At 71.8% G+C, this 25,017-nt stretch carries 19 protein-coding genes; 5 read left to right on the top strand and 14 right to left on the bottom strand.

What is annotated here, in order from left to right:
* Positions 1 to 187 precede the first annotated feature (187 nt).
* A complete protein-coding gene (locus tag AB0M02_RS43840) occupies positions 188 to 673 on the bottom strand; it encodes a MarR family winged helix-turn-helix transcriptional regulator (RefSeq protein ID WP_364238443.1) in 486 nt (161 codons plus the stop codon).
* A gap of 18 nt (positions 674 to 691) precedes the next feature.
* Here AB0M02_RS43840 and AB0M02_RS43835 point away from each other — a divergent pair, with 18 nt between their 5' ends.
* From AB0M02_RS43835 to AB0M02_RS43825, 3 genes are all read left to right on the top strand, one after another.
* Positions 692 to 1,930: a glycosyltransferase gene (locus AB0M02_RS43835; protein WP_364238442.1), complete on the top strand. Its 1,239-nt coding sequence runs from the start codon at positions 692 to 694 to the stop codon at positions 1,928 to 1,930.
* A gap of 71 nt (positions 1,931 to 2,001) precedes the next feature.
* Positions 2,002 to 2,742, top strand: coding sequence for an ABC transporter ATP-binding protein (locus AB0M02_RS43830; protein ID WP_364238441.1), 741 nt, complete (start codon positions 2,002 to 2,004; stop codon positions 2,740 to 2,742).
* A complete protein-coding gene (locus tag AB0M02_RS43825; protein ID WP_364238440.1) occupies positions 2,742 to 4,544 on the top strand; it encodes an FtsX-like permease family protein in 1,803 nt (600 codons plus the stop codon). Before AB0M02_RS43830 ends, AB0M02_RS43825 begins: the two co-directional genes overlap by 1 nt.
* 258 nt (positions 4,545 to 4,802) lie before the next feature.
* Here the strand turns inward: AB0M02_RS43825 and AB0M02_RS43820 are convergent, their stop codons facing one another.
* From AB0M02_RS43820 to AB0M02_RS43790, 7 genes are all read right to left on the bottom strand, one after another.
* Positions 4,803 to 4,949 (bottom strand): hypothetical protein, encoded by a 147-nt coding sequence (locus AB0M02_RS43820; RefSeq protein ID WP_364238439.1) that lies wholly within the window; start codon positions 4,947 to 4,949, stop codon positions 4,803 to 4,805.
* Complete coding sequence (locus AB0M02_RS43815) at positions 4,946 to 6,907, bottom strand: GGDEF domain-containing protein (RefSeq protein ID WP_364238438.1); 1,962 nt, start codon at positions 6,905 to 6,907, stop codon at positions 4,946 to 4,948. Before AB0M02_RS43815 ends, AB0M02_RS43820 begins: the two co-directional genes overlap by 4 nt.
* A 62-nt stretch (positions 6,908 to 6,969) precedes the next feature.
* Positions 6,970 to 8,214, bottom strand: a complete 1,245-nt coding sequence (locus AB0M02_RS43810) for an SGNH/GDSL hydrolase family protein (RefSeq protein WP_364238437.1) — start codon at positions 8,212 to 8,214, stop codon at positions 6,970 to 6,972.
* Between the two features lie 3 nt (positions 8,215 to 8,217).
* Complete coding sequence (locus AB0M02_RS43805) at positions 8,218 to 11,235, bottom strand: glycosyl hydrolase 115 family protein (RefSeq protein ID WP_364238436.1); 3,018 nt, start codon at positions 11,233 to 11,235, stop codon at positions 8,218 to 8,220.
* 135 nt (positions 11,236 to 11,370) lie between these two features.
* Positions 11,371 to 13,098: an ABC transporter ATP-binding protein gene (locus AB0M02_RS43800; protein ID WP_364238435.1), complete on the bottom strand. Its 1,728-nt coding sequence runs from the start codon at positions 13,096 to 13,098 to the stop codon at positions 11,371 to 11,373.
* On the bottom strand, positions 13,095 to 14,693 hold the full coding sequence (locus AB0M02_RS43795; protein WP_364238448.1) for an ABC transporter ATP-binding protein: 1,599 nt from the start codon (positions 14,691 to 14,693) through the stop codon (positions 13,095 to 13,097). Before AB0M02_RS43795 ends, AB0M02_RS43800 begins: the two co-directional genes overlap by 4 nt.
* A gap of 121 nt (positions 14,694 to 14,814) precedes the next feature.
* Positions 14,815 to 15,291: a hypothetical protein gene (locus AB0M02_RS43790; protein ID WP_364238434.1), complete on the bottom strand. Its 477-nt coding sequence runs from the start codon at positions 15,289 to 15,291 to the stop codon at positions 14,815 to 14,817.
* An 88-nt stretch (positions 15,292 to 15,379) separates the two neighbouring features.
* Between AB0M02_RS43790 and AB0M02_RS43785 the strand changes: the two genes are divergently transcribed.
* Together AB0M02_RS43785 and AB0M02_RS43780 are read left to right on the top strand one after the other, a co-directional pair.
* Positions 15,380 to 16,087 carry an ArsR family transcriptional regulator gene (locus AB0M02_RS43785; protein WP_364238433.1) on the top strand — a complete coding sequence of 236 codons (708 nt, stop codon included), beginning with the start codon at positions 15,380 to 15,382 and terminating at the stop codon, positions 16,085 to 16,087.
* Complete coding sequence (locus AB0M02_RS43780) at positions 16,084 to 16,452, top strand: VOC family protein (RefSeq protein WP_364238432.1); 369 nt, start codon at positions 16,084 to 16,086, stop codon at positions 16,450 to 16,452. The genes AB0M02_RS43785 and AB0M02_RS43780 overlap by 4 nt, the downstream gene beginning before the upstream one ends.
* Positions 16,453 to 16,569: 117 nt before the next feature.
* On the opposite strand, the gene AB0M02_RS43775 is transcribed toward AB0M02_RS43780, so the two are convergent.
* The 6 genes from AB0M02_RS43775 to AB0M02_RS43750 all read right to left on the bottom strand — a co-directional run bounded on the left by AB0M02_RS43775 (position 16,570) and on the right by AB0M02_RS43750 (position 24,911).
* Positions 16,570 to 18,096: a VCBS repeat-containing protein gene (locus AB0M02_RS43775; protein WP_364238431.1), complete on the bottom strand. Its 1,527-nt coding sequence runs from the start codon at positions 18,094 to 18,096 to the stop codon at positions 16,570 to 16,572.
* 39 nt (positions 18,097 to 18,135) lie between these two features.
* On the bottom strand, positions 18,136 to 18,507 hold the full coding sequence (locus AB0M02_RS43770; protein ID WP_364238430.1) for a S26 family signal peptidase: 372 nt from the start codon (positions 18,505 to 18,507) through the stop codon (positions 18,136 to 18,138).
* A complete protein-coding gene (locus AB0M02_RS43765; protein ID WP_364238429.1) occupies positions 18,507 to 20,324 on the bottom strand; it encodes an ABC transporter ATP-binding protein in 1,818 nt (605 codons plus the stop codon). Before AB0M02_RS43765 ends, AB0M02_RS43770 begins: the two co-directional genes overlap by 1 nt.
* Positions 20,321 to 20,851, bottom strand: coding sequence for a hypothetical protein (locus AB0M02_RS43760; RefSeq protein WP_364238428.1), 531 nt, complete (start codon positions 20,849 to 20,851; stop codon positions 20,321 to 20,323). Before AB0M02_RS43760 ends, AB0M02_RS43765 begins: the two co-directional genes overlap by 4 nt.
* 69 nt (positions 20,852 to 20,920) lie before the next feature.
* Complete coding sequence (locus tag AB0M02_RS43755; protein ID WP_364238427.1) at positions 20,921 to 21,169, bottom strand: hypothetical protein; 249 nt, start codon at positions 21,167 to 21,169, stop codon at positions 20,921 to 20,923.
* Positions 21,170 to 21,254: 85 nt separating this feature from the next.
* Entirely contained in the window at positions 21,255 to 24,911 is a 3,657-nt protein-coding gene (locus AB0M02_RS43750; RefSeq protein WP_364238426.1) for a BTAD domain-containing putative transcriptional regulator, read from the bottom strand.
* Positions 24,912 to 25,017 lie beyond the last annotated feature (106 nt).

Genomic DNA, 25,017 nt, shown 5'->3' with positions numbered 1-25,017 from the left:
GGATGAGGAGCGGGCATGGACGGCATCCTTCCTGCGATGCCGTCGACCACCTCACCCTCAGTGTCCGGCAAACCGGGGGAAGCTCATGTGGAGTTTGGGTGCGTACAAGGCGCCAACTCCACACACAACAAAAACAGCCCGCGCGTGTGGAGTTTGGGGGCGTACGGGGTGCTAACTCCACACGCAATTACTGCGGCGGGGGGTGGGTGGGCAGGGTGTTGAGGAGTTTTGAGGTCAGGGTGGACCAGGTTGCCAGCTCGGCGGGGGTGAGGGTGGCGAACCACGACGCGACCGCCTCCTCGTCGGCGTCGTCGCGCGAGGACCAGTAGGCCGCGCTCCCGGCCGTCGGGACCAGGCGGCGGCGACGGCGGTCGTGCGGGTCCGGCTCGACCCGGAGCATCCCCTTGCGGGAGAGGGCGGCGACCAACTGGGCGGCGTTCTGATGCGTCGTGCCCAGCGCGGCGGCCGCGGTGGACAACGTCGGCGAGTCCAGGGCGTGGACCGCGGTGAGCAGCGCGGCCTGCTGGGTTGTCAGGCCGTCGGCGCGGAGGCGCTCGTCCATCAGGTAGCGCAACCGCTGCGCCAGGACCAGCGCGGACCGGAAGGCCCGCACCGCGGGGGTGAGACGTGAGTTGTCGCCCAGATCGAAGAGGGTCTGTTCGCGCCGAGACATGCGCAATATATTACCTACATGATCTGCCTGCTGCCACACTGCGCCTATCTGTCGCAGACCACGAGGATGATCGAGATCTACCGGGCGCTGCGGGAACGTGGCGTCACACCGCGCGTGGCGACATACGGCGGGACCTATGAGTCCGTCCTTGCGGCCGAGGGCATCGACTACGACCTGATCGGGCCGCGGATGGACGACGAGCGCTGCGCCCGGTTCCTGCGCGAGCAGCCGAGCAGCGGTGCGGTGGACCAGAGCGCCTACAGCGACGAGGAGCTGCGGGCCTACGTGACGGCCGAGGCGGAGTACTTCACGGGCCAAGGCGTCGAGACCGTGGTGACCGGGTTCGCCCTCACCGCGACGCTGTCCAGCCGGCTCGCCGGGATCCGGCTCGTCACCGAGCACTCGGCCAGCTGGATACCGCCGATGTTCGAGCACGGGCTGCTGCCGCCGCTGCGCAGCCCGAGACTGGTGCCGCAGCCGGTCAGGAAGTGGGCCGCCAACGCGCTGCCGGGTCGTGCGCGGTTCTACACCGGAGGGTTCAACCGCCTGGCCGAGCAGCTCGGCATCCCGGGCCTGCCCAGCGTCGCCGCGCTGATCCTAGGTGACCTCACGCTGGTCACCGAGGCGCCCGGGGTGCTGGGGCTGACCAGGGAGACCGTCGAGGCGTGGCGGCCGGGACGCGGATACCGCCCGGAGACCCGGCTCAGGGTGACCGGGCCGCTCTTCGCGCACCTGCCGATCCCGCTGCCGGACGACGTGGAGCGTTTCCTTCAGCAGGACGGCCCGGTCATCTATGTCGCCATCACGTCCAGCGGACCAGATATCGTGAAAAATACGATAAAAGCGATGAAAACGCTCGATGCGCGGATCCTGGTCGCGGGGACCGTGCACGACATCGAGGACGACGACGAGCGCGTTCTCATCAAATCAGTGCTGCCCAGCCACCTAATCATGCCCAGGGTCGACCTCGCGGTGACCGCCGGCGGGCAGGGCTCGGTGCAGACGGCGATGGCGTCCGGCGTACCCCTGTTGGGTTTGCCCCTGCAGATGGAGCAGGACCTGAACGTGACGCTGATCGAGCGACGTGGTGCCGGCCGCCGGCTTTCGCCGCGGCAGGCGGGTGGGGCCCGCATGGCCGCGCTGGCGGGTGAGTTGCTGTCCGACGGCCGCTACCGGCAGGCTGCCGAGGAAATTCGCAAAATGTACGCGGAAATCGACGGCCCGGGAGCCGCCGCCGAATTGATCTTGCAAGGGTAGGGTTTTCTCCCCGTCACAGACGGGTGCAGGCGTCAGCGATTCGCAGCCCCGAAATCCCTAGCGTCGAACCCATGACAACGACAGTGGAGTCCACCACCGCGGTCTCGCTCCGCGGGGTGACCCGCACCTACGGCCGTGGCGCCGCTGCGGTCCGCGCGGTCGACAACGTCGACCTGGACCTGCCCCGCGGCGGCTGGACCGCGGTCATGGGGCCCTCCGGCTCCGGCAAGTCCACACTCCTGCACCTCGCCGCCGGCCTGGAACGCGCCGACGCCGGACAGGTCCTCGTGGCCGGCACCGACATCACGCGGGCCGGCGACCGCGAGCTGACCCGGATGCGGCGGACCCGGATCGGCTTCGTCTTCCAGAGTTTCAACCTGATCGGATCGCTGACCGCCGAGCAGAACGTGGCGCTGCCGCTGCGCCTCGCCGGGCGGGCACCGCGGCGCGCCCACGTCCGGGAGGTGCTGGCCGCCGTCGGGCTCGCCGACCGCGCACGGCACCGGCCGCGGGAGATGTCCGGCGGCCAGCAGCAACGGGTCGCGATCGCGCGGGCCATGGTGACCCGGCCCGAGGTGCTCTTCGCCGACGAGCCGACGGGTGCGCTGGACTCGGCGTCCGCGCGTACGGTATTGGTCCTTCTCCGTGCCATGGCGGAGGCCGGGCAGAGCATCGTGATGGTGACCCACGACCCCGCCGCGGCGGCGAAGGCCGACGCGATCGTCTTCCTCCGCGACGGGCGGGTGGTCGACCGGATGGCCGGCGCCGACTCGCACGCCGTCGCCGACCGCCTCGCCTCGTGGGAGGAGTGATGTTCGCCGGTGCGATCTTCTCCGTCTGCCTCGGTGTCGCGCTGGTGCAGTCCTCGCTGCTCCTGCTGATCACCGCCGCCACCATGGACCCGCCGGCCGGGCTGGGCCCCGCCGAGATCATGCTCTTCGAGGACGGCAAGGCCGCCACGATCTCGATGCTCGGGGTGGTGATGGGCTGCGCCGGGTTCCTGGCGATCTTCATCATCAGCTCGACGTTCGCGTTCACCGTCGATCAGCGCCGCCGGGACCTGGCGCTGCTGCGGCTGACCGGCGGGAGCCGTGGTCAGGTGCGCCGCAAGCTGCTCGGCGAGGCTGTGCTGCTCGGCACGCTGGGCGCGGCGATCGGCATCCCGCTGGGCCTGGTCGTGATGGCCGCGCAGGCCTGGATGATGCGGACGATGGGTTTCGTCCCGGACGGCTTCCGCGGCGAGTGGCGGATGTGGGTCGTCGGCGCGTCGATCGGCACCGGGCTGGTGCTGGCGGTGTCCGGCGCGATGACCGCCGCGCACCGGGCGGCCCGGGTCCGCCCCCTCGAGGCGCTGCGGGAGACCGGTGAGGGCGCCCGGGTGATGACGGCCGGACGCTGGATCGCCGGGCTGCTGTTCCTGGCCGGTGCGGTGACGCTGGTGCTGGTCGCGCCGCACGGCGGGCCGGACGGCGGCATGGCCCTGGCGATGAACGCGCCGCTGTGCGCGGCGGTGGCGGCGGCCGCGTTCAGCCCGGTGCTGGTGCCGGCGGTGGCGCGGCTGATTCCGGGGCGGGCGGACTCGCTGGCCCACGCCAACCTGAGGGACGGGCGGAGGCGCAGCGCCAGTGTCGCCGCGCCGGTGATCGTGCTGGTGACGCTGGTGGTCGGGCAGGCGGGGGCGCAGTTGTCGTTCACGAAGGCGGCCATCGAGGAGCAGCAGCGGCTAGTTAAAGCCGACTTTGTCGTGAAAAATGAAATACGCTCGGTAGCGGGAGTGAAGACCGCCTCCATCGAGACCGAGATCCCGGGACGGGTGACCACCGGCGACGGCGAGGACCGCGAAACCGACACCGTCACGATCCTGGCCGTGGATCCGGTCGCCTACAACGCAGTCCACCCCGGCAACGTCGTGAACGGCGTGACCGCGGGTCCCGGCGGTGACATCGGCCCCGGCACGGTCGAACTGGAGCTTCCGGGCTATCGAAGAAGCGAGATCACCGTGGCCGGCGAGGTTCCGGTCGCGCTCAGCGGCGGCGCCGATCTGCTGATCCCGCGGGACATGCTCCCGGCGGAACTGCTGGCGTCGGCACCGGCCAGGACCCTCGTCCAGGTCGAGGAAGGCGCGGATCCCACAGCGGCACTGTCCGAATTCGGCCAGGTCGTCACGGTCGGTGACTGGCTGGCCGAGGAGGCGCGGGCCCGCAACTCGATCAGCAACAAGATCATGGTGCTGGTGCTCGGGCTCGGTGCCGTCTACGCGCTGGTCGGCGTCGTCAACGCGGTGGTGATCGGCGCGGCGGCCCGCCGCCGCGAGTTCGCCGAGGCACGCGTCACCGGGCTGTCCCGCCCGCAGGTGGTGCGGTCGGCGCTGGCCGAGTCGGCCATGGTCACCGTGACCGGAGTGGTCCTGGGTCTGGTGGCCGCGGGCGCCGCGTTCCTCGCGATCCTCTCCGCCACCGCCGCCGTCACCGGCCGCGGAACCCTGGACTTCCCCTGGCTGCTACTGGCCGGCGTGACCGCCCTGACCCTGCTCGCCTCGTCCGTGACCAGCGTGTTCACGTCGTGGTCGGCGACGCGGGAGCGACCGGTGTTGTTGCTGGGAGCGCGGGAATGAGATTACGCACAGTGAGTTCATCTTGCGGAGGGTGACAGGACACCTGGATGCCCGTACGGTTAACTCCCGGTTGCCAGGAAACGTCGGGTGACCGCGCGTGCGCCTCCGGCGTCCGCGCTTGATCAGACCGCGGAAGGGGGCCACCGCTATGGCTAAGAAGTCGAAGAAGGACAAGAAGGACAAGAAGTCCAAGAAGGCGAAGAAGAAGTAACTCACGCCCGACGGCGGCCCGCGGAAAGCGGGCCGCCGTTGCGCTTGTCAGTCCGGAGCCTCGTCGGCAGATTCATCGGAGGGCGCCGGCGCGGGTGAGGGCAGCGGCAGGTCCGGCACGACGAGGTCCTCCTGACCCGGAGGCGCCGGCGGATCGGGTGAGAGCGGTGGCTCGAACTCGGGTTCGTCCGTCATCCCCGCAGAGTTTCCCGTTCCCGGGCCGTTTCATCCTTCCGGGCGCTCTTCTCCTGATAGAGCCGCCCGTCCGCCACCGCGTAGAGGTTGTCGAAGTCGTCGCCGTCCACCCCGAGCACGGCCGCGCCGAAGCTGACCCCGGTCCGCTGCTCCAGCGCCGCCCGCAACGACGCCACCGTCCCGGCGGCGTCACCGTGGACCATGATCACGAACTCGTCCCCGCCGAGCCGCCCGACGACATCGGAGGGCCCGGTCCCGGCACGCATGGTCGCCGCCACCCACCGCAGCAACTCGTCGCCGGCCGCGTGCCCGTAGGCGTCGTTGAGCTGCTTGAACCCGTCCAGGTCGGCGACGATCAGCGCCGCTCCCGGTTGAGGAACGGCCGCGAACCGCTCGGAGAAGCCACGCCGGTTCAGCACGTCGGTGAGCACGTCGACCGAGGAGAGCCGGGTCAGCATCCGGCGCTGTGCCGCCGCCGACCGGCCCTGCAGCGCGCACGCCGCCGAGATCACGAACGTGCTCACCAGGCTGATCGTCACGTACCAGGCGCTGGCGCCGCCCGCGATCACGCCGACCGCCGCGTACAGCGCCCCGGCGAGCAGTGCCACCGGCGCCGCCACGCCCGGTCGCATACCGAGCATCAGCAGCGGTATCGCGATCAGGATGCCGACGCCGAGCGGGCTGCGCGCGCCGCCGTCGAGCACGGCGATGGCCGCGCAGCTGACGAACGAACTGACCGCGAACAGCAGCATCAGCGGCCGCGCCGAGCGGGCCCGGCTGAGCCAGCCGGAGCCGAGCACGACGGCCAGGCCGGTGCCGAAACCCCACAGGCAGATGGCCAGCATCGCGGCCCGGTACGGGTTGCCCGCGGTGAACAGCGCCAGGTAGACCATGGCCACCGAGGTCTGCGCGATCGACATCCAGCCCGGGTCGGCGATCGAGTGCCGGCGGCGTTCCCGGAAGGAGATCGACGGCCCGGTCGTGCCGATCCGGGCGCGGGCCGCGGCGACGACCGAGGCCGAGGGGGCCGATCGCTCGCGGGAAGCTTTATCCGCATACAGACGTTTGTCAGCGATCTGGGCGAGCGTCTCCGGGTCGCGCCCGTCCGCGGGACAGGAGGCGACACCGAAGCTCGACGGCAGCCGCTCCCGGAGCCCGTCCAGACGGAAGTCGCCGGGGACCAGCAGCGCGAACTCGTCACCGCCGAGACGGCCCGCCACACCCTGACCGCGCACCTCGGCCCGCAGCTCCTGGCCCACCCAGGCGAGCAGGTCGTCGCCGGCCCGGTGCCCGTACGCGTCGTTGACCTGCTTGAAGTGGTCGAGGTCGAGCAGCACGAGGGTGACCGGCCGGCCGGAGCCGAGCGCCGCCGCGAGCCGCTGGTCGAAGCCGCGCCGGTTCAGGCAGCCGGTGAGCGGGTCGGTCCGGGAGCTGTCGGCGAGCCGCCGCCGCAGCGACGCGAGGACCCGGGAGTGCCGCATGCAGAGCACCGCCGCGGCGCCGAACGCGAGCCCGTGCGCCAGCCAGTAGCCCGGTGGCGCCGGGTCGCCGTAGAGCACGACGATCGCGTACCCGATGGTGTTGAGCACGACCACGACGAGGAACGCCCGCGGCAGCAGCACCGTCGCGAGCAGGACCGTGGACGTGGGTATGTAGATGCCGAGCGGCCCGGCCACGCCGCCGTCGAGCAGCGCGAGGGCGACGTATCCGGCGAGGTTGCAGACGGCCCCGATGTGCTGGGGCACCATCCACCACTTCGACGCCACCAGCCGGGTCGCGGCCGCCATCGCCAGTCCGGTCGTGGTCAGCACGCCCAGAATGACGGCCAGCATCGCCGGGCGGTGCTGACCGGACCAGGTCGCGGCCACGTAGAGCGCGGCGAGCAGCACCGGCAGGCAGCAGTAGACGGCGCCGGAGCGGATCGCCCGGCGCCGCTGCTCGTGCACGCCGCTGCTCATGTACGCGTACACCTCCGAGGGCGGGGTCCGACCCCGCCCTCATCGGCGCGTGAACCGAGGATCTAAGGACTCGGCTGGAGCAACCGGCGCGGAACCGCTGCGGCCAGCGCCGCGTAACCGGCCGGATTCAGGTGCAGATGGTCACCGACGTCGAAGCGCGGGTCGATCTGCCGTGTCGCGGCCGGGTCCCGGACCGCGAGGTCGAAGTCCACCCACGCGTCGAACAGCCCGCCCCGCACGGCCCGGTTGACCGCCTGACGGGCAGCCTCGCGCAGTCCGGCGGGGTCGTCGTAGATGTTCCCGCCGAACGGTGTGAGCGTCGCACCGTACACCTTGATGTCCTGCGCGTGAGTGCGCAGCACCATCTGCCGGAACGCACCGATCAGCTCGGCCACCACCCGGTTCTGCGCCGCCTCGGAGGCCTCGGCCGTGCCGATGTCGTTGACCCCCTCGAAGACCAGCGCCCAGGTGACACCGCTGACGCAGAGCACGTCCCGGTCGAACCGGGCCAGGGCGTTGGGCCCGAGCCCGTCCCGGAGCACCCGGTTGCCACCGGCCGCCTGGTTGAGCACCGCGACGTTGCCGCTGTGCAGCCGGGCGAACAGCTGATCCGGCCAGCGGTCGTTGCCGTTGGTGGTGGAGCCCCGCCCGTCGGTCAGCGAGTCACCGACCAGCACCAGGCCGTGCGCGCCGGGTGCGGTGACCTCGACGCCGCTGATCAGGTACCAGTGGTCGGTCGGTGTCGCCCCGATCAGCTGCGCCTCGGCGTGCCGGTCCCCGTTGACCAGCCACGACGTGGTCCGCGAGCCGGGGTGCGAGGTCAGCTCGGTGGTGGCCTGACCGGCGGCCAGGTACGTCGTGACGGTCAGCGTGGTCGCCGGCGCCACCGGCATGTCCACCGGGTCGGACACGATCTGCGCGCCCATCGGCACCACCACGTCGCGGCGCCCGCCGAAGGTGATCGGGACGGAACTGCCCGGGCGGGTGTCCGGCACGCCGGACCTGCCGTCGAGGGGCAGCGCCACGGCCGCCGCGGTGATCGGCAGATCCGCTCCGCCGAACGCGTTGGAATAGCGGATCCGGATCTGCCTCCCCCCGACGGTCAGCCGCAGCGTCTGCCGAAGGGTGGTGTCGACCAGCACCGAGTCGGTTCCGGTGAACGGCGCCGGCGGCAGGTTGTGCGGTTCGGTGAGCTGCGGCATCGCGGTCCAGCTGTGCACCCAGCGGGTCCGGGGCGACAGCCGGTTGCCGAGCAGGACGCCGGAGGCGGCGGCGCCACCGGAGGCGAGGAGGGTACGTCTGCGCATGACTCAGTACCTCCGGCTCTCGGGCGGGCCCAGGTAGCTGTACTTGACGCCGCCGGTGTCGACCACCAGCCGCTGCAGGATCACCGTCGGGTCGACCGCCCAGAACGTCAGCGTGTGCGCGCCCGGCTTGTCGATGGTGTGCGTGGTGGTGGTGACGTTGACGTTGTCCGAGGTGTTGCGGGCCCACTGCCGGTTCATCCCGGTGTCGTCCGCACCCGTCGCGGCGATCACGTCAACGGTCTGCGGCGCCTGGCCGTCGACCGAGATCGCGTACCGCAGGCCGGGCGTGGGCAGCACGTTGTTGCGCGGCGAGAGCACCGCCGAGACCTTGACCGGCCCGGTGGTGGTCAGCGTGACCCGGTATTCCAGCCGGGTGCCCTCGCTCGGTGCGAGCGGCGTGATGCCGTCCGCGGCCTTGCCGATCCCGGGCAGCACGCGCCAGCTGCCGACCTTCCGGTCCGGGTGCGCGCCGTCGATCGACACATAACCGTTGGCTTCCGCGAAGCCCTCCGGCCTGAGCGCGGGGTTGCGCACCGGGGCCTGCACGACCTGGGTGCTTCCCGCGCCTTCAATCGTGAGGGGTACGGAAGAAGCACCGCTCGGTGCACGACGCCAGTCGACGGAAACCGTGGCACGGACCTGCTTGTCCACCCGTCCCGAGGCCGGAGTCACCTTCACCCACGGCTGCCCCGAGGTGATCTTGTAGGTGAACGGTGTCGTGCCCTTGTTGTAGACCTCGATGTACTGCTGCGGCTGGGACTGCCACGGGCTGAACTCGGGAAGTGTGGTCGCGTCCCCGCCGTCGAGGGCGACACCCAGCGACGCGGCGGCCGGCACCTCGATCCGCTTGACGTACGGGAAGATCTCGTCCGGCAGCGCGACGTGGTTGTCGGTCTGCGGCTGCTGCCACCCGGCGTTGTTGTAGCGGGCCGCGTTGCCGTACCCGATCTTGGGCTGGGTCTGCCAGCCGGCCCACTTCCCGCCGGCCAGTTCGGTGTTGTAGTACTCGTTCATCGCCTGGTCCTCGGCGAACCGGGCCTCGGTCTCGGCGGCCAGGTCGTTGGTGGCCGCCCGGCCCTGCGACGCGTACAGAATGTTGGTGAACTCCGCGCGGCGCAGTTCGTAGAGGTTCGCGGTCGCCTGCACCTGGTAGTTCACCAGCTGGTAGTAGGCGTCCTGCGCGGCGGCCGGCACGCGCTGCCGGATCCGCTCGGCGCGAGCGGCCAGGTGCTGCCACTCGGCCACCACCCGGTCCATCTCCCGGTAATCGGTGATCGAGTACGGGTTGCCCTGGTCGTCGTAGACCACCGTGGTGCCCTCGCCGGTGATCCGGCGGTTGAGCAGCTCCGGCTTGCGGCGTGACTGCAGGTTGCCGTACTCCGCGAGGACCTCGGCGATGTCGCCGGAGAGCGCGGGACCGAAGTTCTCGGCCGCGTACCTCCGCTCCCAGTCGTCGATGCCGGACAGCGGGATGGCGTCCGGGTTCCACGCGTAGTCGAGGAAGAACTGGGTGGGCAGCTCCTCGTTCTTCAGGTCGCCGACGTTGACCACCCAGAGCTTGTCGACACCCTTGGAGTACGACAGGTTGAGCTGCTCCCACGTGTTGACCAGGTTGACCGTGTCGACCCACTTGTAGTTGCGGCCGTCACCGACGTAGTCGAAGTGGTAGTACAGCCCGTACCCGCCGCTGCGTGCCGGCAGGCCGGCGTGCGGGAGCTTGCGCATGTTGCCCCAGTTGTCGTCGCAGAAGACGACGGTCACGTCCTCAGGCGGCTGGTAGCCCTTGTCCCAGTAGCGCTGCACCTCCTTGTAGAGGGTCTGCACCTGGGGTGCCTCCTGCAGGCCGAACTCGGCGAGGATCCCGCGCTGCGTCGAGATGATGTCGCTCATCAGGTCGATGCCGTCGCCGTCGGGCAGGCTCACGTCGCCGTTGCCGCGCATGCCGAGCGTGATCACACCCTCGAAGCCGTCCTCGGCCATGCGCCGCGCGCCGTCGCGCCAGTACGCCTCGATGGCCTCGCGGTTGCGCCGGAAACTCCACTCGCCGGTCCCGCCGTACGGGTCCGAGCCGGGCGTGACGATATTGCCGTTGGCGTCGCGGACGGCCGCCTTGGCGTGCCGGTTCCACTCCTCGATGCCGCGCATCATCGGCGCCTCGTGCGAGGTGCCCATGACCACGCCGTACCGGGTGGCGGTGGCGTGGTTGAGCGGGTCGTCCTCGGCGAACGCCCGGCCCCAGACCGCCGGCCACAGGTAGTTGGCCTTGAGCCGGAGCATGGTCTCGAAGACCTTGGCGAAGTAGGCGGCGTTCAGGCCGCCCTCGAAGCCGGGCGCCTTGCCGGGCCCGAAGTAGCCGGGTGCCCAGGTGCCGGTCGCCGGGTTCTCGTCGTTGATGAAGAACCCGCGGTACTTGACCTTCGGGGTGCCCTGGGTGTGCCGGCCGGGCAGCGCGTACCAGGCGGCGGCGTGCGGGACGGGGACGTCGTCCCAGAAGTGCCAGGGCGAGACGCCGATCCGGCGCGAGACGTCGTAGGCGCCGAAGATCGTGCCGCGCTGGTCGCTGCCGGCGATCACGAACGCGCGGCGCACGCCGGGCAGGGGATTCTCGACGACCTGCTGGAGCGAGGTCTCCCAGCGGCCGGCGATGCCACGGACGTCGAGTTTGCCGGTCCTGATCAGACGGTCGATCAGGGTGCTGCGGCCGATCGTGCCGACGATGACCGGGTTGGTGCCGGCCGGGATGTCGCCGGTGACCGTCGCCGGCCGCACGCCGGTGGCGGCGTGCAGGTCGGACGACAGGTCACCGGCGACGCGCAGGACACCCTCGTGGTCGTTCGCCGAGGCGACAATCGGCGCGGCGGAACCGCCGGCGACCAGGGGGAACCTGCCGGGACCCGGCCGGGTGCTCAGGTAGTCGCCGCCCGGGGAGGCGGCGGATGCGGACGCGGATGGGGACGAGATGGCGGGGACGAGTGTGAGCGCGACGAGGACAGCCGACGCGCTCGCGAGGAAGCTTCGCATGTGGGGTACGCCTCCAGGCACCGAAAGTTTCGGAAACATTCCGATAGCGCCCCTGCAACGTATAGCCAGCCTTCTATGTCGTCAAGGCACAAACGTGTTATCGGCAGGCGTCGAAAGTTTCGGAACTGGACCGGTTCAGGAGTTCCGCACGGAATTGTCTCCGTGCCAGGAGTTCCAGAGCGCCGCGTACGAGCCCCCGGCGGTCACCAGCTCGTCGTGTGTGCCCAGCTCGATGATCCGGCCGCCGTCCATCACGGCCACCCGGTCGGCGTCGTGCGCGGTCTGCAGCCGGTGCGCGATCGCGATGACCGTGCGCTCGTGCAGCACCGCCGCCAGGGCCCGTTCCGCGGTCCGCGCCGCGGTCGGGTCGAGCAGCGCGGTCGCCTCGTCGAGGATCACCGTGTGCGGGCCGGCCAGCACCACCCGCGCGAGGGCCAGCTGCTGAGCCTGCGCGCCGTCGAGCGGCCGCTCACCGAGATCGCGGTCCAGGTCGGTGGCCCAGTCCGCGCCGACGGTGACCAGCGCGCGGCGCAGCTCGTCGTCGGGGGCGGCGACCATCAGGTTGTCCCGCAGCGACTCGCGGAAGACGTGGTGCTCCTGCGTGACCAGCACGACGTGACGGCGCAGCTCGTCCGGCGGCAGGTCGGCGATCGGCACCCCGCCGACCGTCACCGTGCCCGTGGACGGCCGGTCCACCCCGGCGACCAGGCGGCCCAGAGTGGACTTGCCGGCGCCGGAGAGGCCGACGATCGCGAGCCGCTCGCCGGGGCGGACGGTGAGAGCGACGTCGTGCAGCACGTCGCGGCCCTCGTCGTACGCGTACCGCACCCCGCGCACCTCGATCACCTCGTCGCGCGGGACCTCGGTGGCGAACGGCGGCGCGGGCGGGATCGCGGCCAGTCCCTCGACGCGGGCGAAGGAGGCGCTGCTGCTCTGCAGGCGCTCGATCCAGATCAGGATGCTGTCCAGCGGCCCGACCATCTGCCGCAGGTAGAGCACGGCCGCGCTGACGGTGCCGAGGGTGGCGTGGCCGTGGATGTAGAGCAGGCCGCCGAGCAGCAGGATCAGCACTGTGGGGATCGCGTACGAGGACTCGACCAGGGGGAAGAAGACGCTGCGCAGCCGCAGGGTGGCCAGCCGGGTCCGGCGGGTCTCGGCGAGCGCGTCGTGCCCGGCCGACAGGCGGCGCTCCTGCAGGCCGAACGCCTCGATCGTCCGGGCGCCGGAGGTGGTGGCGGACAGCTCGTCGGCCAGCCGCGAGTTCGCCGCGCCCTCGGTCAGGTACGCGTCCCGCGCCACCCGCAGGTACCACCGGGTGACGAACCAGATGCCGGAGAGGCCGAGCACGCCGACCGCGCCGAGCAGCGGGTCCAGCAGCAGCACGGCGACGGCGATGAACAGCATGTGAACGACGCCGATGAAGATCGTCGGCAGGACGTCGCGCAGCGCGGTGGCCACCTCGTCCACATCGGTGGTGCCGCGGGCGGCCAGGTCGCCGGCGGGCACCCGTTCGATCACGGCCGCGGGGAGGGCGAGCGCCCGGCGGACGAAACTCTCGCGGATCCGGGCGGCGGTGCGTTCGCCCAGTCGATAGGCGAGGCGGAGCGCGTACCGCGACAGAACGGTCTGCGCGACGGCGCAGCCCAGCACCGCGAGCGCGAGGCGGTCCACCGCCGACCCGCCGCCGCCCGCCGCGACCGTGTCGATCACCCGGCCCAGCAGCCATGGCCCGCCCAGCCCGGCCAGCGCGCCCAGCGAGCTCAGCGTGACCAGCGCGACGACCGTGCGGCGGTCGGCGGCGAGCAGCCGGCCCGCGGCACGGGCGACGGTCCGCTGATCGGCGACCGGCAGGACGGCGCTCATTCGTCCCCCTCGAACACGCGCGTGACCAGATCCCGGTAACCGGGCTCGGCGGAGAGCAGCTCGCGGTGGGTGCCGGAGGCGGCGACCCGCCCGGAGACCAGGTAGTGGACCAGGTCGGCGCGGTCCAGCAGCACCGGCGAGGTGGTCGCCAGCACGGTGCCGCGGCCGGAGCGGGCCGCGCTGAGACGCTCGGCGATCGCCGACTCGGTGTGCGCGTCCACGGCCGAGGTCGGCTCGACGGCCAGCAGCATCTCCGGATCGGCGTAGACCGCGCGGGCCAGCCGCAGCCGCTGGCGCTGACCGCCGGAGATGTTCCGGCCGCCCCACTCGACCGGATGGTCGAGCCCGGTGCCCACGTCGTGCGCGACGGCCGTGGTGATCGCCTCCTCGATCCGGGCGTCGTCGGGCTCCAGGCGACCGGCGACCACCTCGCGCAGGGTGCCGGCGAACAGGTCGGCGTCGTTGTCGGCGACCAGGACACGGTCGCGGACACCGGGCCGGGCGAACTCGTCGAGGCGGCGGCCGCCCCAGGTGGCGTCGGTCGGGCCGTACCGGCCGAGACGGTCGATCACCTCGGCGGCGTCGGCGGGGCGGGCGCCGGCCAGCGCGGTGAGCCGGCCCGGTTCGGCCGACACACCGGAGACCGGGTCGTACAGCACGGCCGGGTCCCGCGGCGCGGGCACACCGGACACCTCGTCCAGCGGCAGCCGCAGGAACTCGGTCACGCGGCGGGCCGCTACCAGGCCGTGGGTGACGTCGAAGCCGACGAAGATGAAGACACCGACCGGGATGACCAGCATGGCGGTGTAGCCGTACACCGCCACCAGCTCGCCGACGGTGAGCTCGCCCGTCGCCGCGAGCCGCGCGGCCAGCCAGATCACCACCGCGAGAAAGACCACCGGGAGGCCGTCGCCGAGCGCGCCGATCCAGCTCGACGGGCCGCCCACCCGGTAACCCTGCTCGCGCACCGCGGCCGACTCCCGCTCGTACCGATCGAGGTGGGCGTCCTTGCCACCGAGCCCGTTGAGGATCCGCAGGCCGCCGAGCATGTCGACCAGCCGGGTGTTCAGCTCGCCCTGCCGGGCCCGGTAGTGCGTCCCGGCCCGCTGGGTGCGGCCCAGCAGCGGGCCGACCACCAGCGCCAGCACCGGCACGCCGACCATGACCACCGCGGCCAGCGCCGGCGACGTCCGGAACAGCAGCGTCGCGATGATCGAGCAGGCGAGGATCGAGGCCACGCCCACGCCGCCGACGTTCATGGCCCGGCCGATCGTCCACACGTCGGAGATGCCGATGGTGACCACCTCACCCGCGGTCACCCGGCGGGGCAGGCCGGCGCCGAGCCGGGTCGCGTGCGTCATCACCACGTCGGCGGTGATCAGAGCGGCCTTCAGCCGCAACTTCGTCATGTTGCGGTGCCGCATGATGCCCAGGCCGGCGCTGGCCAGGCCGAGGACCAGAACGGCCGCGGACCAGGCGGTCAGTGCCGGCACGCTGCGCGGTGCCAGGCCGCGGTCGATGGCCTGGGAGATGAGGTACGGCATGACGGCGAGGCTGGCGAACCAGAGCGACCCGAACGTGGCGCCGAGGGCCACCCGGCCTTTGCACTGTCGCGCCAGCCACCACAGGTATCTTCCGGGCCCCCGTACATCCACGCCCGTCATGCTGCCCACGGACCCCGGCGATTGTCACCCGATTTGCGCGGTGTGCTCCGCCTCAGTGCGGCCGCTCGGCGCCGTTCCCGCCGGCCGGCCAGGGCGCCTGATAGGGCGAGCTGTAGTCACGCTTGCGGGTGAAGTGCCCACGGGCCGAGCGCGGCACGGTGAGCGCCAGCAGCAGGCCCAGCGACGGCACCAGCACCACGAGGCCCATCCACGGGAAGTCGCCGTTGATCAGCTGCGGCAGCAGGAACACGAGCCCGAACAGCGTCAGCACGCCGAGCATCACCATGGCCGTGACCCACGCCCAGATCCTGCCCCGGACCAGGTGGAACGCGACCAGCACGGCGAGCAGCGACAGCAGCACCACGATCATGTTCAGCGCCAGGAAGAGCGCCCGCCCGGCGTCGCTGTAGTTCCCGTTCGCCAGATTCATCGGCACCTGCACGGCGGTACGCACGAGATTCGCGGCGGCGAGCCCGCCGAACACTCCCGCGGCCACCTTGATCACCGGCGGTGCGGCGCTCCAGGACATCGGTCGATTCCCCTCAATCGATCAACAAGGAGCGGTGATCGTATGCCATCCTCCTTTCCATCAAACTGATTTGATGTATTCTGGCGGCGTGGCGTCCCACCCACCGCCTCCGGCGTTCGTCAGGCTGGCCGCCCACCCGCTGCGGTGGCGGCTGCTGACCGAGCTCGCACGCAGCGACCTGCGCGTCCGCGATCTGGTCGCGCTCTGCGGCGAGCCGCAGAACCTGGTCTCCTACCACCTGCGGCTGCTGCGCGACGGCGGCCTGGTCAGCACGAACCGCAGCAGCGCCGACGGCCGCGACACCTATTACCACCTCGATCCGGCACGCTGCGCCGTCGCGCTGACCGCGGCCGGCGCCGCCCTGCTGCCGTCTCCGGTCCCGGCGCGCGCCGGAGTGCTCTTCATCTGCACCGGCAACAGCGCCCGCTCCCCCGTCGCGGAGGCGCTGCTGCGCCACCACAGCGGCGGACGGGTCCGGGTGGTCAGCGCGGGCAGCCGGCCACGCCCGGCCGGCCTGCTCCCCGAGGTCGTCCAGGTCCTTCGCGAGGGGTACGGGATAGACGTCACCGACCAGCGCCCGCGCCACTGGGACACCCTCTCCGGGCACCGCTTCGACTATGTGATCACGCTCTGCGACCGGGCCCGCGAGGCCTGCCCGCCGTTCCCCGGAGATCCCCGGCGGGTGCACTGGAGCGTGCCACCGCCCACCGGCCTTCCCGCGGTCATCCGGGCCGCGGCCGACATCGACACCCGAGTGCGGCATCTGCTGCCGCTACTTTCGGAGGTTCCGTCATGACTGAGTACGCCAATGTCCGCTACCTGGTGAGCGACATCCCCGCCGCCGTCGAGTTCTACACCGGCCACCTGGGGTTCAAGCCCGGCGGCACGGCGAGCCCGGCCTTCGCCGACGTGGTCCGCGGCCCGCTGCGGCTGCTGCTGTCCGGGCCGGCCAGCTCCGGCGCCCGGGCCACCCCGGAGTCCGCCCGGACCCCCGGAGCCAACCGCATCCACCTCGAGTTCGACGACCTCGCCGCCGAGGTGGAGCGGCTGCGCGCCGAGGGCCTGTCGTTCCTGTCCGACGTGGTCACCGGCCCGGGCGGCAGCCAGATCCTGCTCGCCGACCCGGACGGCAACCTGGTCGAGCTCTTCCAGCCGGCCTGAGCAACCCGGTTCCGGCCCGGCCCGTTTCTGGCCGGGCCGGAACCGGCCGGGGGCCCTGACCCGGTTTCGGCTGGGGGGCGTTTCAGCCGGCCGGATCAGGGCCCGGTTCGGGGCCGGTCAGGCGAAGTAGAGGCGGCCCATGCCGTCCGGCAGGCCGAGGCCGTGGAAGCGGCCCCAGCCGGTGGAGAGCGAGCGGCCGGTGTCGAAACCGTCGCCGTCGTCGTTGAGCCGCACGCTGACCTCGGTGCCGGAGTGCACGATCATGTCGTCGAACCCGTCACCGTCGTAGTCGGCGAAGTACAGCCGGCCCATGCCGTCCGGCAGACCGAGACCGTGGAAACGACCCCACCCGGACGACACCGACCGGCCGCTGTCGAAACCGCCGCCGACCTGGTTGAGCCGCACGCTGACGTCGGTACCGGTGTGCACGATCATGTCGTCCCGGCCGTCGCCGTTGTAGTCGGCGAAATACAGCCGGCCCATACCGTCCGGCAGGCCGAGACCGTGGAAACGGCCCCACCCGGAGGAGACGCTGCGGCCGGTGCCGAAGTGCGTGCCGTCCTCGTTGAGCCGCACACTGACGTCGGTGCCCGAATGCACGATCATGTCCGCCCGGCCGTCGCCGTTGTAGTCGGCGAAGTACAGCCGGCCCATACCGTCGGGCACGTCGAGACCGTGGAACCGCCCCCACCCGCTGGAGACGCTGCGGCCGGTGTCGAACCAGCCGCCCTTGTTGAGCCGCACACTGACGTCGGTGCCCGTATGCACGATCATGTCGGTCAGGTGGTCACCGTTGAAGTCCGCGTAGTACAGCCGGCCCATGCCGTCGGGCAGGCCGAGACCGTGGTAGCGGCCCCACCCGGTGGAGACGGACTGGCCGGCGTCGAAACCGCCGACGTTCTGACGCACCGACACCTCGGTGCCGGAGTGCACCACCATGTCGGCCCGGGCGTCGCCACTGAAACTGTCGTAGTTCTGGGCGGCGCCGTCCCACCAGGAGGTCCGCTTCTCGCCACCGTCCCGGCTGAAGCTGAAGTGGATGTGGTCGGTGTGCGGGTTGTCGCCGAGGTAGGTCCGCCATCCGTCATCGGGGTAGTACGACGCCCAGATCTTCCGGTTCCAGATGATGTACATGATGCCCCAGCGGCGCGCGACAGCGTGCTTGTTGCCGTGGGCGTCCGGCTCCAGCATCCAGTCGAGAACAGTTTCGGCGATGTCGCGCTGATGGTCGTTGTTGATGTTCAGCATGTAGTCGAGCGCGCGGCCCTCCTTGTGTTCGCTCTTCTTCCCCTGGTTGCAGGGACGGGTGATGTTGCCCTTGTTCTCCAGGTTGTAGGTGTCGTTGAGCAGAGCGCGCAGCGCGACCGGCCCCGGCCGTTCGGTGAGGGGACTCGGGCAGGTGCTCTGCGGGTCATTCACCGCGTAGCGGTCGATGGCCGGCCCGAAGTTCGGGGTGCGTGGTTTCGGCAGGGCCGCGGCGGCGGCACCGTCGGCGGCGATGCCGAGCGGCACACCGAGGTCGGCGTACTCGCTCTCCCCCTCGATGATCGCCGGTGTGGTGGGGTCGTCGGCGTACGCCGGCGCGCCGGACATCAGCGGCGCGAGGCAGACGGCGCTGAGTACGGCCACGATGGATCTGCGCAACCTGTTCAAGTGGAACCCTTTCTCCCGTGAATCGAGGGGTCAGCCCGGAGAGCGGGCTGGAAAGCGGTGCAGGACGTGACCCATCACCGAGGCCGTGTCGATCGGCCCGAAGTGCCGGGAGTCCTGACTGCGCCCGGTGTTGTCGCCGAGGACGGCGATCCGTCCGGGCGGAACCGGTTCACTGAACGCGGGATGCCGCTCACCGGCGAGCGCCACCAGCCGCTTGACCAGGAACGGTGGGTCGGTCTCGCCCGGCGTGCGGAACACCACCGGCACACCACGGCGCAGCCGGCCGCCGCACCGCACCAGCAGGACGTCGCCGTCGGTGTAGGTCGGGGCCATGCTGTTGCCGCGGACCGTGACCAGGCACCACCGGGCACGCAACGCGGCGAACAGGCGGGGGAATCCCATCAGGCGACCGCCGTCTCCTGATAGCCGCGGGCCTGGAGCGTGAACAGCTCCGCGTACCCGCCGCCGGCGGCGATCAGCTCGTCGTGGGTGCCCTGCTCGGCCACCCGGCCGTCACGGAGCACGACGATCACGTCGGCGTCCCGCAGTGCCGACAGCCGGTGCGCGATCACCAGGGTGGTGCGGCCCCGGCGGTGCGACCGCAGTGTGCGGCCGATCCGGTCGGCCGCGGCGGCGTCCAGATTGGCGGTCGGCTCGTCGAGAATCAGCAGGTCGGCGTCGGCGCGCATCAGCGAACGGGCGACCGAGACCCGCTGCCACTGCCCGCCGGACAGGGTCACGCCGCCGTCGTCGTCCTCGTCGTTGAAGGTCCGCGACAGCATCGTCGCGTAGCCCTTCGGCAGCACGGCCAGGGTCTCGTCGACGTCCGCGCGCTCGGCGGCCGCCCGGACCCGCCCGAGGTCCTCCAGGAGCGGCAGGTGACCGACGCCGATGTTGTCGCGGGCGGTCAGGTCGTAGGCCACGAAGTCCTGGTGCGACACGCCCAGCCGTTCCCGCAGCGTGGCCGCGCGCAGCCGCCGCAGGTCCACCCCGTCCCAGCTGATCGAGCCGCGCTGCGGGTCGTAGAACCGGCTGAGCAGCTTGACCAGCGTGCTCTTGCCGGCGCCGTTGAGACCGACCAGCCCGACGGTGGCGCCGCGCGGGATGTCGAACGTGACACCGCGCAACACCCACGGCCCGTCGTCGTCGTAGCGGAACCAGACGTCGCGCAGCGCTATCCGGTCGGTGAGCGGTGCCGCGGAAACGTCGCCGTCGGTCATGTCGTCGGTCATCGCCAGCAGTTCCCGGTAGTGGCGGAACAGCCGCAGGGAGAGCGTCAGCTGGTGCGTCTGCGAGCAGAGTTCGCCCAGGGTGCCCTGCATACCGGCGACCGCCGCGGTGAACAGGGCGAAGTCACCCAGCGTCAACCGCCCCGCAACGATCTGCCGGACCACCACCAGCACCGTCCCGAGCAGCACGGCCGCGTTGACGACCGCGAAGACGGAGCGCGTGCCGATGATGCGCCGGTTCATCGCCAGCTCGGCGTGACTCGTCTCGGCCAGCGCGGTCAGCATGCGCCCGCGAAACAGCGGTCCGAGACCGAAGACGCGGATCTCCTTCGCCGCACAGGGATCCTGTTGCAGGCCCTGGTAGTGCCAGCGCCGCCGGCTCACGGCGACGTTCACCTCGGTCATCGCGCTGTGCCGCCGGCTGAGGGCGAGCTCGGCGATCAGCGCGGGCACCGCGGCCAGGATCAGCAGCGCGGCCATCGGCGGCCAGTAGGAGACGAGCACCGCGACCAGGCCACCGAGCCCGAGCAGCGAGCGGCCGGTCTCCGTCACCGTGGTGATCGCCTCCATCGGCGCGGCGTCCCCCGCCTCGAGGCCCAGGCGCAGGCGGTTGTGATGGCGGGGGTCCTCGAAGTGCCGCAACCCGAGCAGCCGGTTCGTGTGGTCGCTCAGCGTGGCTGCCACACCGAGCGACAATCGCAGATACAGCCCCGCGTTCAGCAGCGACGACAGATGCGAGAGCAACAGCAGCGCGGTCGTGGCGACGACACCGGCCGCGGCCAGCACCAGCGCGTCGGCCGGGCGCGGGCCCTGCGGCCGGGACAACTCGTCGAGCAGCAGCTTGGCCAGCAGCGCCCCGGTGGCCGGGCCGGCCGCGCTGATCACCGAGACCAGGACGAGGCCGGTGAACCGGGACCGGCTCGCCGTCCAGCCGAGGGCGAGCGCGGCCGACAGATCCCGTCCGGTGGCGCGTATCCCGCCCGCGCTCATGCCGGCGCGGGCTGCGGGGCGGCGCCCAGCGCTGACACGCGCCGGTCCGACACCAGGACCGTCCGGTTCTCCAGCAGGAACAGCGACGGATATCCGGTCACCCCGCCGAAGGCGTGCATCACCGGTGACCCCGAGGGCGCCACCGCCACCTCACCGAGGTCGCGCAGACCGCCGGCGTAGGCGAGGGTTTCGCCGTCCTCGTCGTGGCCCATCACCACGAACAGGGTCTTCTCCCCCGGACCGCGCTCGCGCAGCTGCGCGACGGCGTCGGCGCACGGCTCGCAGCCGGGCATCACGAAGGCCACCAGGAGTCGCCCGTCCAGCGTGCCGGCTGTTATCAGGTCGCCGTCCAGCGTGGAGATCTCGAACTCGCCGACGGAGTTGCCGGGCGCCAGCAGATCGGGCAGTTGGTCGTGCTCGTGCTGTGACTGCGTCTTCAGGCGGCGCACGATCGCGAGACACAGCATCAGGTTGAGGGCGGTGAGAACGGTGAGAAGGGCACTCCACACCAGCAGGATCTGGCTCATGACGTCTTTCCTCGCTCCTGAAGAGGGCGGGGCGGGCACCGCAGGCGCGCCGCCCCGCCGGGTGCCGAACTAACAGGCGACGTTGTTCGTCCAGGTGCCGCACGTGGTGGAGGTCTTCTTGGTGCACCGGCCGTTGCAGTCGAAGTTCCAGCGCTTCTTGTAGAAGTACTTCTTGCCGCCCTGGCAGAAGAAGGGCCCGGTGGTGTCCGCCTCGCACCTGCACTGGGCACCGAAGTCGTCGACGCAGGCGCCGGCGTCGGAGCTGTTGAGCAGACGGCGCAGCATGCGCTCGCCCATCGATTCCATGAGTTTGGTCATGTCCGGCCTCCAGGTGAGGTGAGCCCAGCCCCGTGCTGGGCACCACTGACGCTAGGAACGGCCGCTGTACAGGAAACACACACGATCAACACGTGGCCAGGCGCTCCCGTACCGTCTCCGCCTCGCTGTCGGCCAGCGAGACGAACAGCGCCAGGGCCTCGGTCCATTGAGCACGGGCCGCGGCCGTGGAGCCGGTCCGGGTGAGCAGGTCGCCGTGGCCGCGCCGGATCAGGGCTTCGAGGCGCCCGTCGCCGCACTGCCGCGCCAGCGCGGCCGCCGCCTCGAACGCGGTGATCGCCTGCTCCGGGGCGGTTCCGGCGGCGAGAGCCTCGGCCAGATTGCGCTGGGCGTGTGCCGCCGACTGCGCGTCACCGGCGGCGGTGGCGACGTCGAGCGCCTCCCGCGCGCGCTCCCGGCACTCGTCGTACCGGCCCAGCCTCAGCAGGTTGGTGCTCAGCGTGTTCAGCACCGGGCCCAGCCACCGGCTGTCCGGGCGGTCGCGCTCCTCGCGGGCCAGGCGGTTCAGTTCCCGTACCGCGGTGGCGGCCTTGCCGAGGTCACCGTGGACGGCGGCGAGGTTGAGCCGGGAGGCGGTGATCATGTCGCGGTCGCCCTGCCGCTCGCGCAGCCGCAGCGTCGTACGGAAGTGCCGCTCCGCCGCGGGGAAGTCACGGGTGAACGCCGCCGCGATGCCGAGCGCGTTGTGGAAGAACGCCTCGGCGGGCACGCTGCCGTCGCGGCGGGCGGCGTGCCGGCCCAGGTCGGCGAGCGCGGTCCACGTGCCGGCCGAGGAGCGCAGCCCGAGCAGCGGGGTGGGCGCGTGCACGAGCCGCCACACCGAGCCGTGCCAGCCGAACCGCTGGCAGACCTTGATCAGCGGCTCGATGTTCGCGATCTCGGCGTCGATCCAGGCCACCGCCTCGTCACCGCCGGACGGCTCCGGGAGCGTCGCGGGCGCCGGTTCGGGTACGTCGAGCCCGAGTGTGACCGTCATCCGACGCAACTGCCGGCCGGCGCGGTCGCCCGCGTGCACGTACCAGTTGACGGCACGCCGGAGCAGGCGGTGCTCGCCCACCGTACGCTCGCGGGCGAAAAGCCGGACCAGATCGTGCAGTGCGTAGCGTTCCGGGCCGCAAGCACCGACCAGATGGGCTTCGGCCAGCTGGTCCAGGCTCTCCCGTGCCCTCGCCGGGCTCTGCCCGGTCATCGCCGCGCCGGCCGCCAGGCTCGGCCGAGGCCCGGGATGCGTGGCCAGTGCCTGCAGCATCGCGGCCGCGTGCGGCTTCAGCGCCTGATAGGAGGACAGCAGGGCCGACCGCACCGCCGAGCCGTCGATGCTCAGCGCCGAGAGCCGGGTCCGCTCGTCGGCCAGCAACGACAGCATCCCCGCCGACGACGCCGGTGACAGCCGCAGCCGGGCGCCCGCTATCCGCAACGCCAGCGGCAGCCCGCCGCACCGCTCGGCGACCGCGTCCACCTCCGCCGCCGGGCGGCCCGGCATCACGGCCGTGAGCAGGGTGCGGCTGTGCGCACCGGACAGCGGCTCGATCGGCACCATCACCGCGTCGTCCCGGGCGATCAGCCCGGACAGCCGCCGCCGGCTGGTCACCACGGTCACCGTCGGGCCGTCACCGGGGAGCAGCGGGCGCACCTGCTCGGAGTCGGCCGCGTCGTCGATCAGGAGCAGCAGCCGCTTGCCGGCGGTGAGCGACCGCCACAGCGCGGCGCGCTGGGCCAGCGGGCCCGGTATGCGATCGGCCGGCACGTCCAGCGACCGCAGCATCCCCTCCAGGGCGAGTTCTGCCGGCACCCGTGCCACGTCCCGGAAACCGTTGAGCGCCACGAAGAGCTGCCCGTCCGGGAACCGGTCCTTGACCTCGTGACACCAGGCGACCGCGAGCTCGGTCTTGCCGACGCCGGCCGCGCCGGCGACGACGATCGTCGCGGGGTCACCCAGGGCCGCGGTCAGCCTGCGCATGTCGGTTTCCCGGCCGATCAGATGACGGGTACGCCGGGGAAGCTCGGCGGGCACCACGCCCGCCACCGGTTCGGGTGCCGGGGTGGCCTCGCCGTCGCCGCGCAGCAGCGCCGACTCGAGATCGGCCAGCTCGGCGCCGGGGTCCAGCCCGAACTCCTCGGCGAGATAGCGCCGGTACGCGCGGGCGGCGTCCAGGCCCTCCAGTGTGCGCCCGCACGCCTTCAACGCCCGGACCAGCAGCAGCCGCAGCGTCTCCCGGCTCGGGTTCTCGCCGACCAGCAGGCGCAGCTCCGGTATCAGGCCGGCGGCCTCGCCCTGTGCCAGCCGGGCCTCGGTGAGCTCCTCGACGCAGGACAGCCGCGCGAGTTCGAGGCGGGCGCGCTGCGGTTCGACGAAGCAGCCGCTGGCCGCGCCGAGCGCCGCGCCCCGCCACAGGCCGGCCGCGCGTTCGAGCAGCTCCCGCGCCTGCCCGGGGCCGGCGGCCTGCCTTGCCTGCCGCGCCTCGCTGACCAGGTCCTCGAACGCGTACACGTCGATCTGCTCACGGGGGCACGCCAGCCGGTAGCCGCCAGCGGTGGACTCCAGCACGTCCCACGACCCGGCCGTGTTGAGGATCTTGCGGAGCGCCGCGATCGCCGAGTGGACCTGGGTCGTCGCGGTGGCCGGCGGGCATCCGCCCCACAGCGCCTCGACGATCTCCGACGGGCTCACCACGAGGCCGGCGCGCAGCGCCAACAGTGCCAGCACACCGCGGCGCTGGGAGCGGGGCACGGTGACCTCGCGGCCGCCGACCGTCAGCGTCACCGGTCCCAGCAGGTTGATCGTCATCGCGGTGCCGGCCGGGCGCGGTTCCTTGACCAGCCCGGCGTACAGGTCGCGCAGCGCCGGGTCGGGCTGGGCACCGGCCTCGGCGGCGAGCCGGGCGGCGAACGCCTGATACGCCAGCCGCGCCTCCGCCATCTGGCCGCCGGCCGCCAGCGCCTCGATCAGATGCTGGTGCAGCACCTCGTCGAACGGGTACACCTCCGCGAGATGCCGGAGCACCGGCAGCGCCCGGTGCGCCTCACCGTTCTCCACGGCCAGCCGGGCCAGCCGTCCGGCCGCCGCGATCCGCCGCCGCTCGAGCTGCTCGACGGCGGGGTTGGCCAGCAGCTCGGCGACGTCCTCCACCGGACGGCCGCGCCACAGGGCGAGCGCCTCCTCCAGCTGGGCCGGGCCCGGCGTGCCGGACTCGGCCAGGCTGCCGAAGCGGTGCGCGTCGTGTGCCTGCTCGGGAAGGTCCAGCCGGTATCCGGTGTCGGTCAGCCCCACGGTCACCGGTCCGGCCGCGCCGTCGACGCCGCCCAGCACGCGGCGGATGCGGCCGATGCAGACGTGCATCATGTTCACCGCGCTGGCCGGTGGCCGCGCCGACCACAGCAGTTCGATCAGTTCGTCGCGGTGCACCGTCACGCCGGGCGTCAGCGCGAGCCGAGCCAGTACCAGCCGCTGCCGGCCGTAGCCGATGTCCGCCGGGCTCGCGGCCCGCCACAGACGCAGCCGGCCCAGGATCTCGACCCTCGTCACCGGCATCCCGTCTGACGACGGCGGCTCGACGACCGTCGCCAGCGCCGCCCGGGTGCTGCCGCGCGGTGCGGCGCTGCGGCCCTGCTCAAGATCCCGGATGGTGGCCACCCGCACGCCCGTGATCGTGGCGAGTTGCTGCTGAGTCATCCCCTGCCGCAACCGTTCCGCGCGCAGCCTCGTCCCAAAGCCATTTGTCATTTCGGCCCCCCGTAAATAGCTTGTTGCGCAGTGTAGGGAGACGAAGCCAGCTACGGGGAACACGCACAGCGAACAACAAGAGGGCCCGCGCATCATCAGCAGGCCG

The sequence above is a fragment of the Actinoplanes sp. NPDC051861 genome (assembly GCF_040681145.1).
GTDB lineage: Bacteria > Actinomycetota > Actinomycetes > Mycobacteriales > Micromonosporaceae > Actinoplanes.
This window is presented reverse-complemented; position numbering and strand designations above follow the sequence as displayed.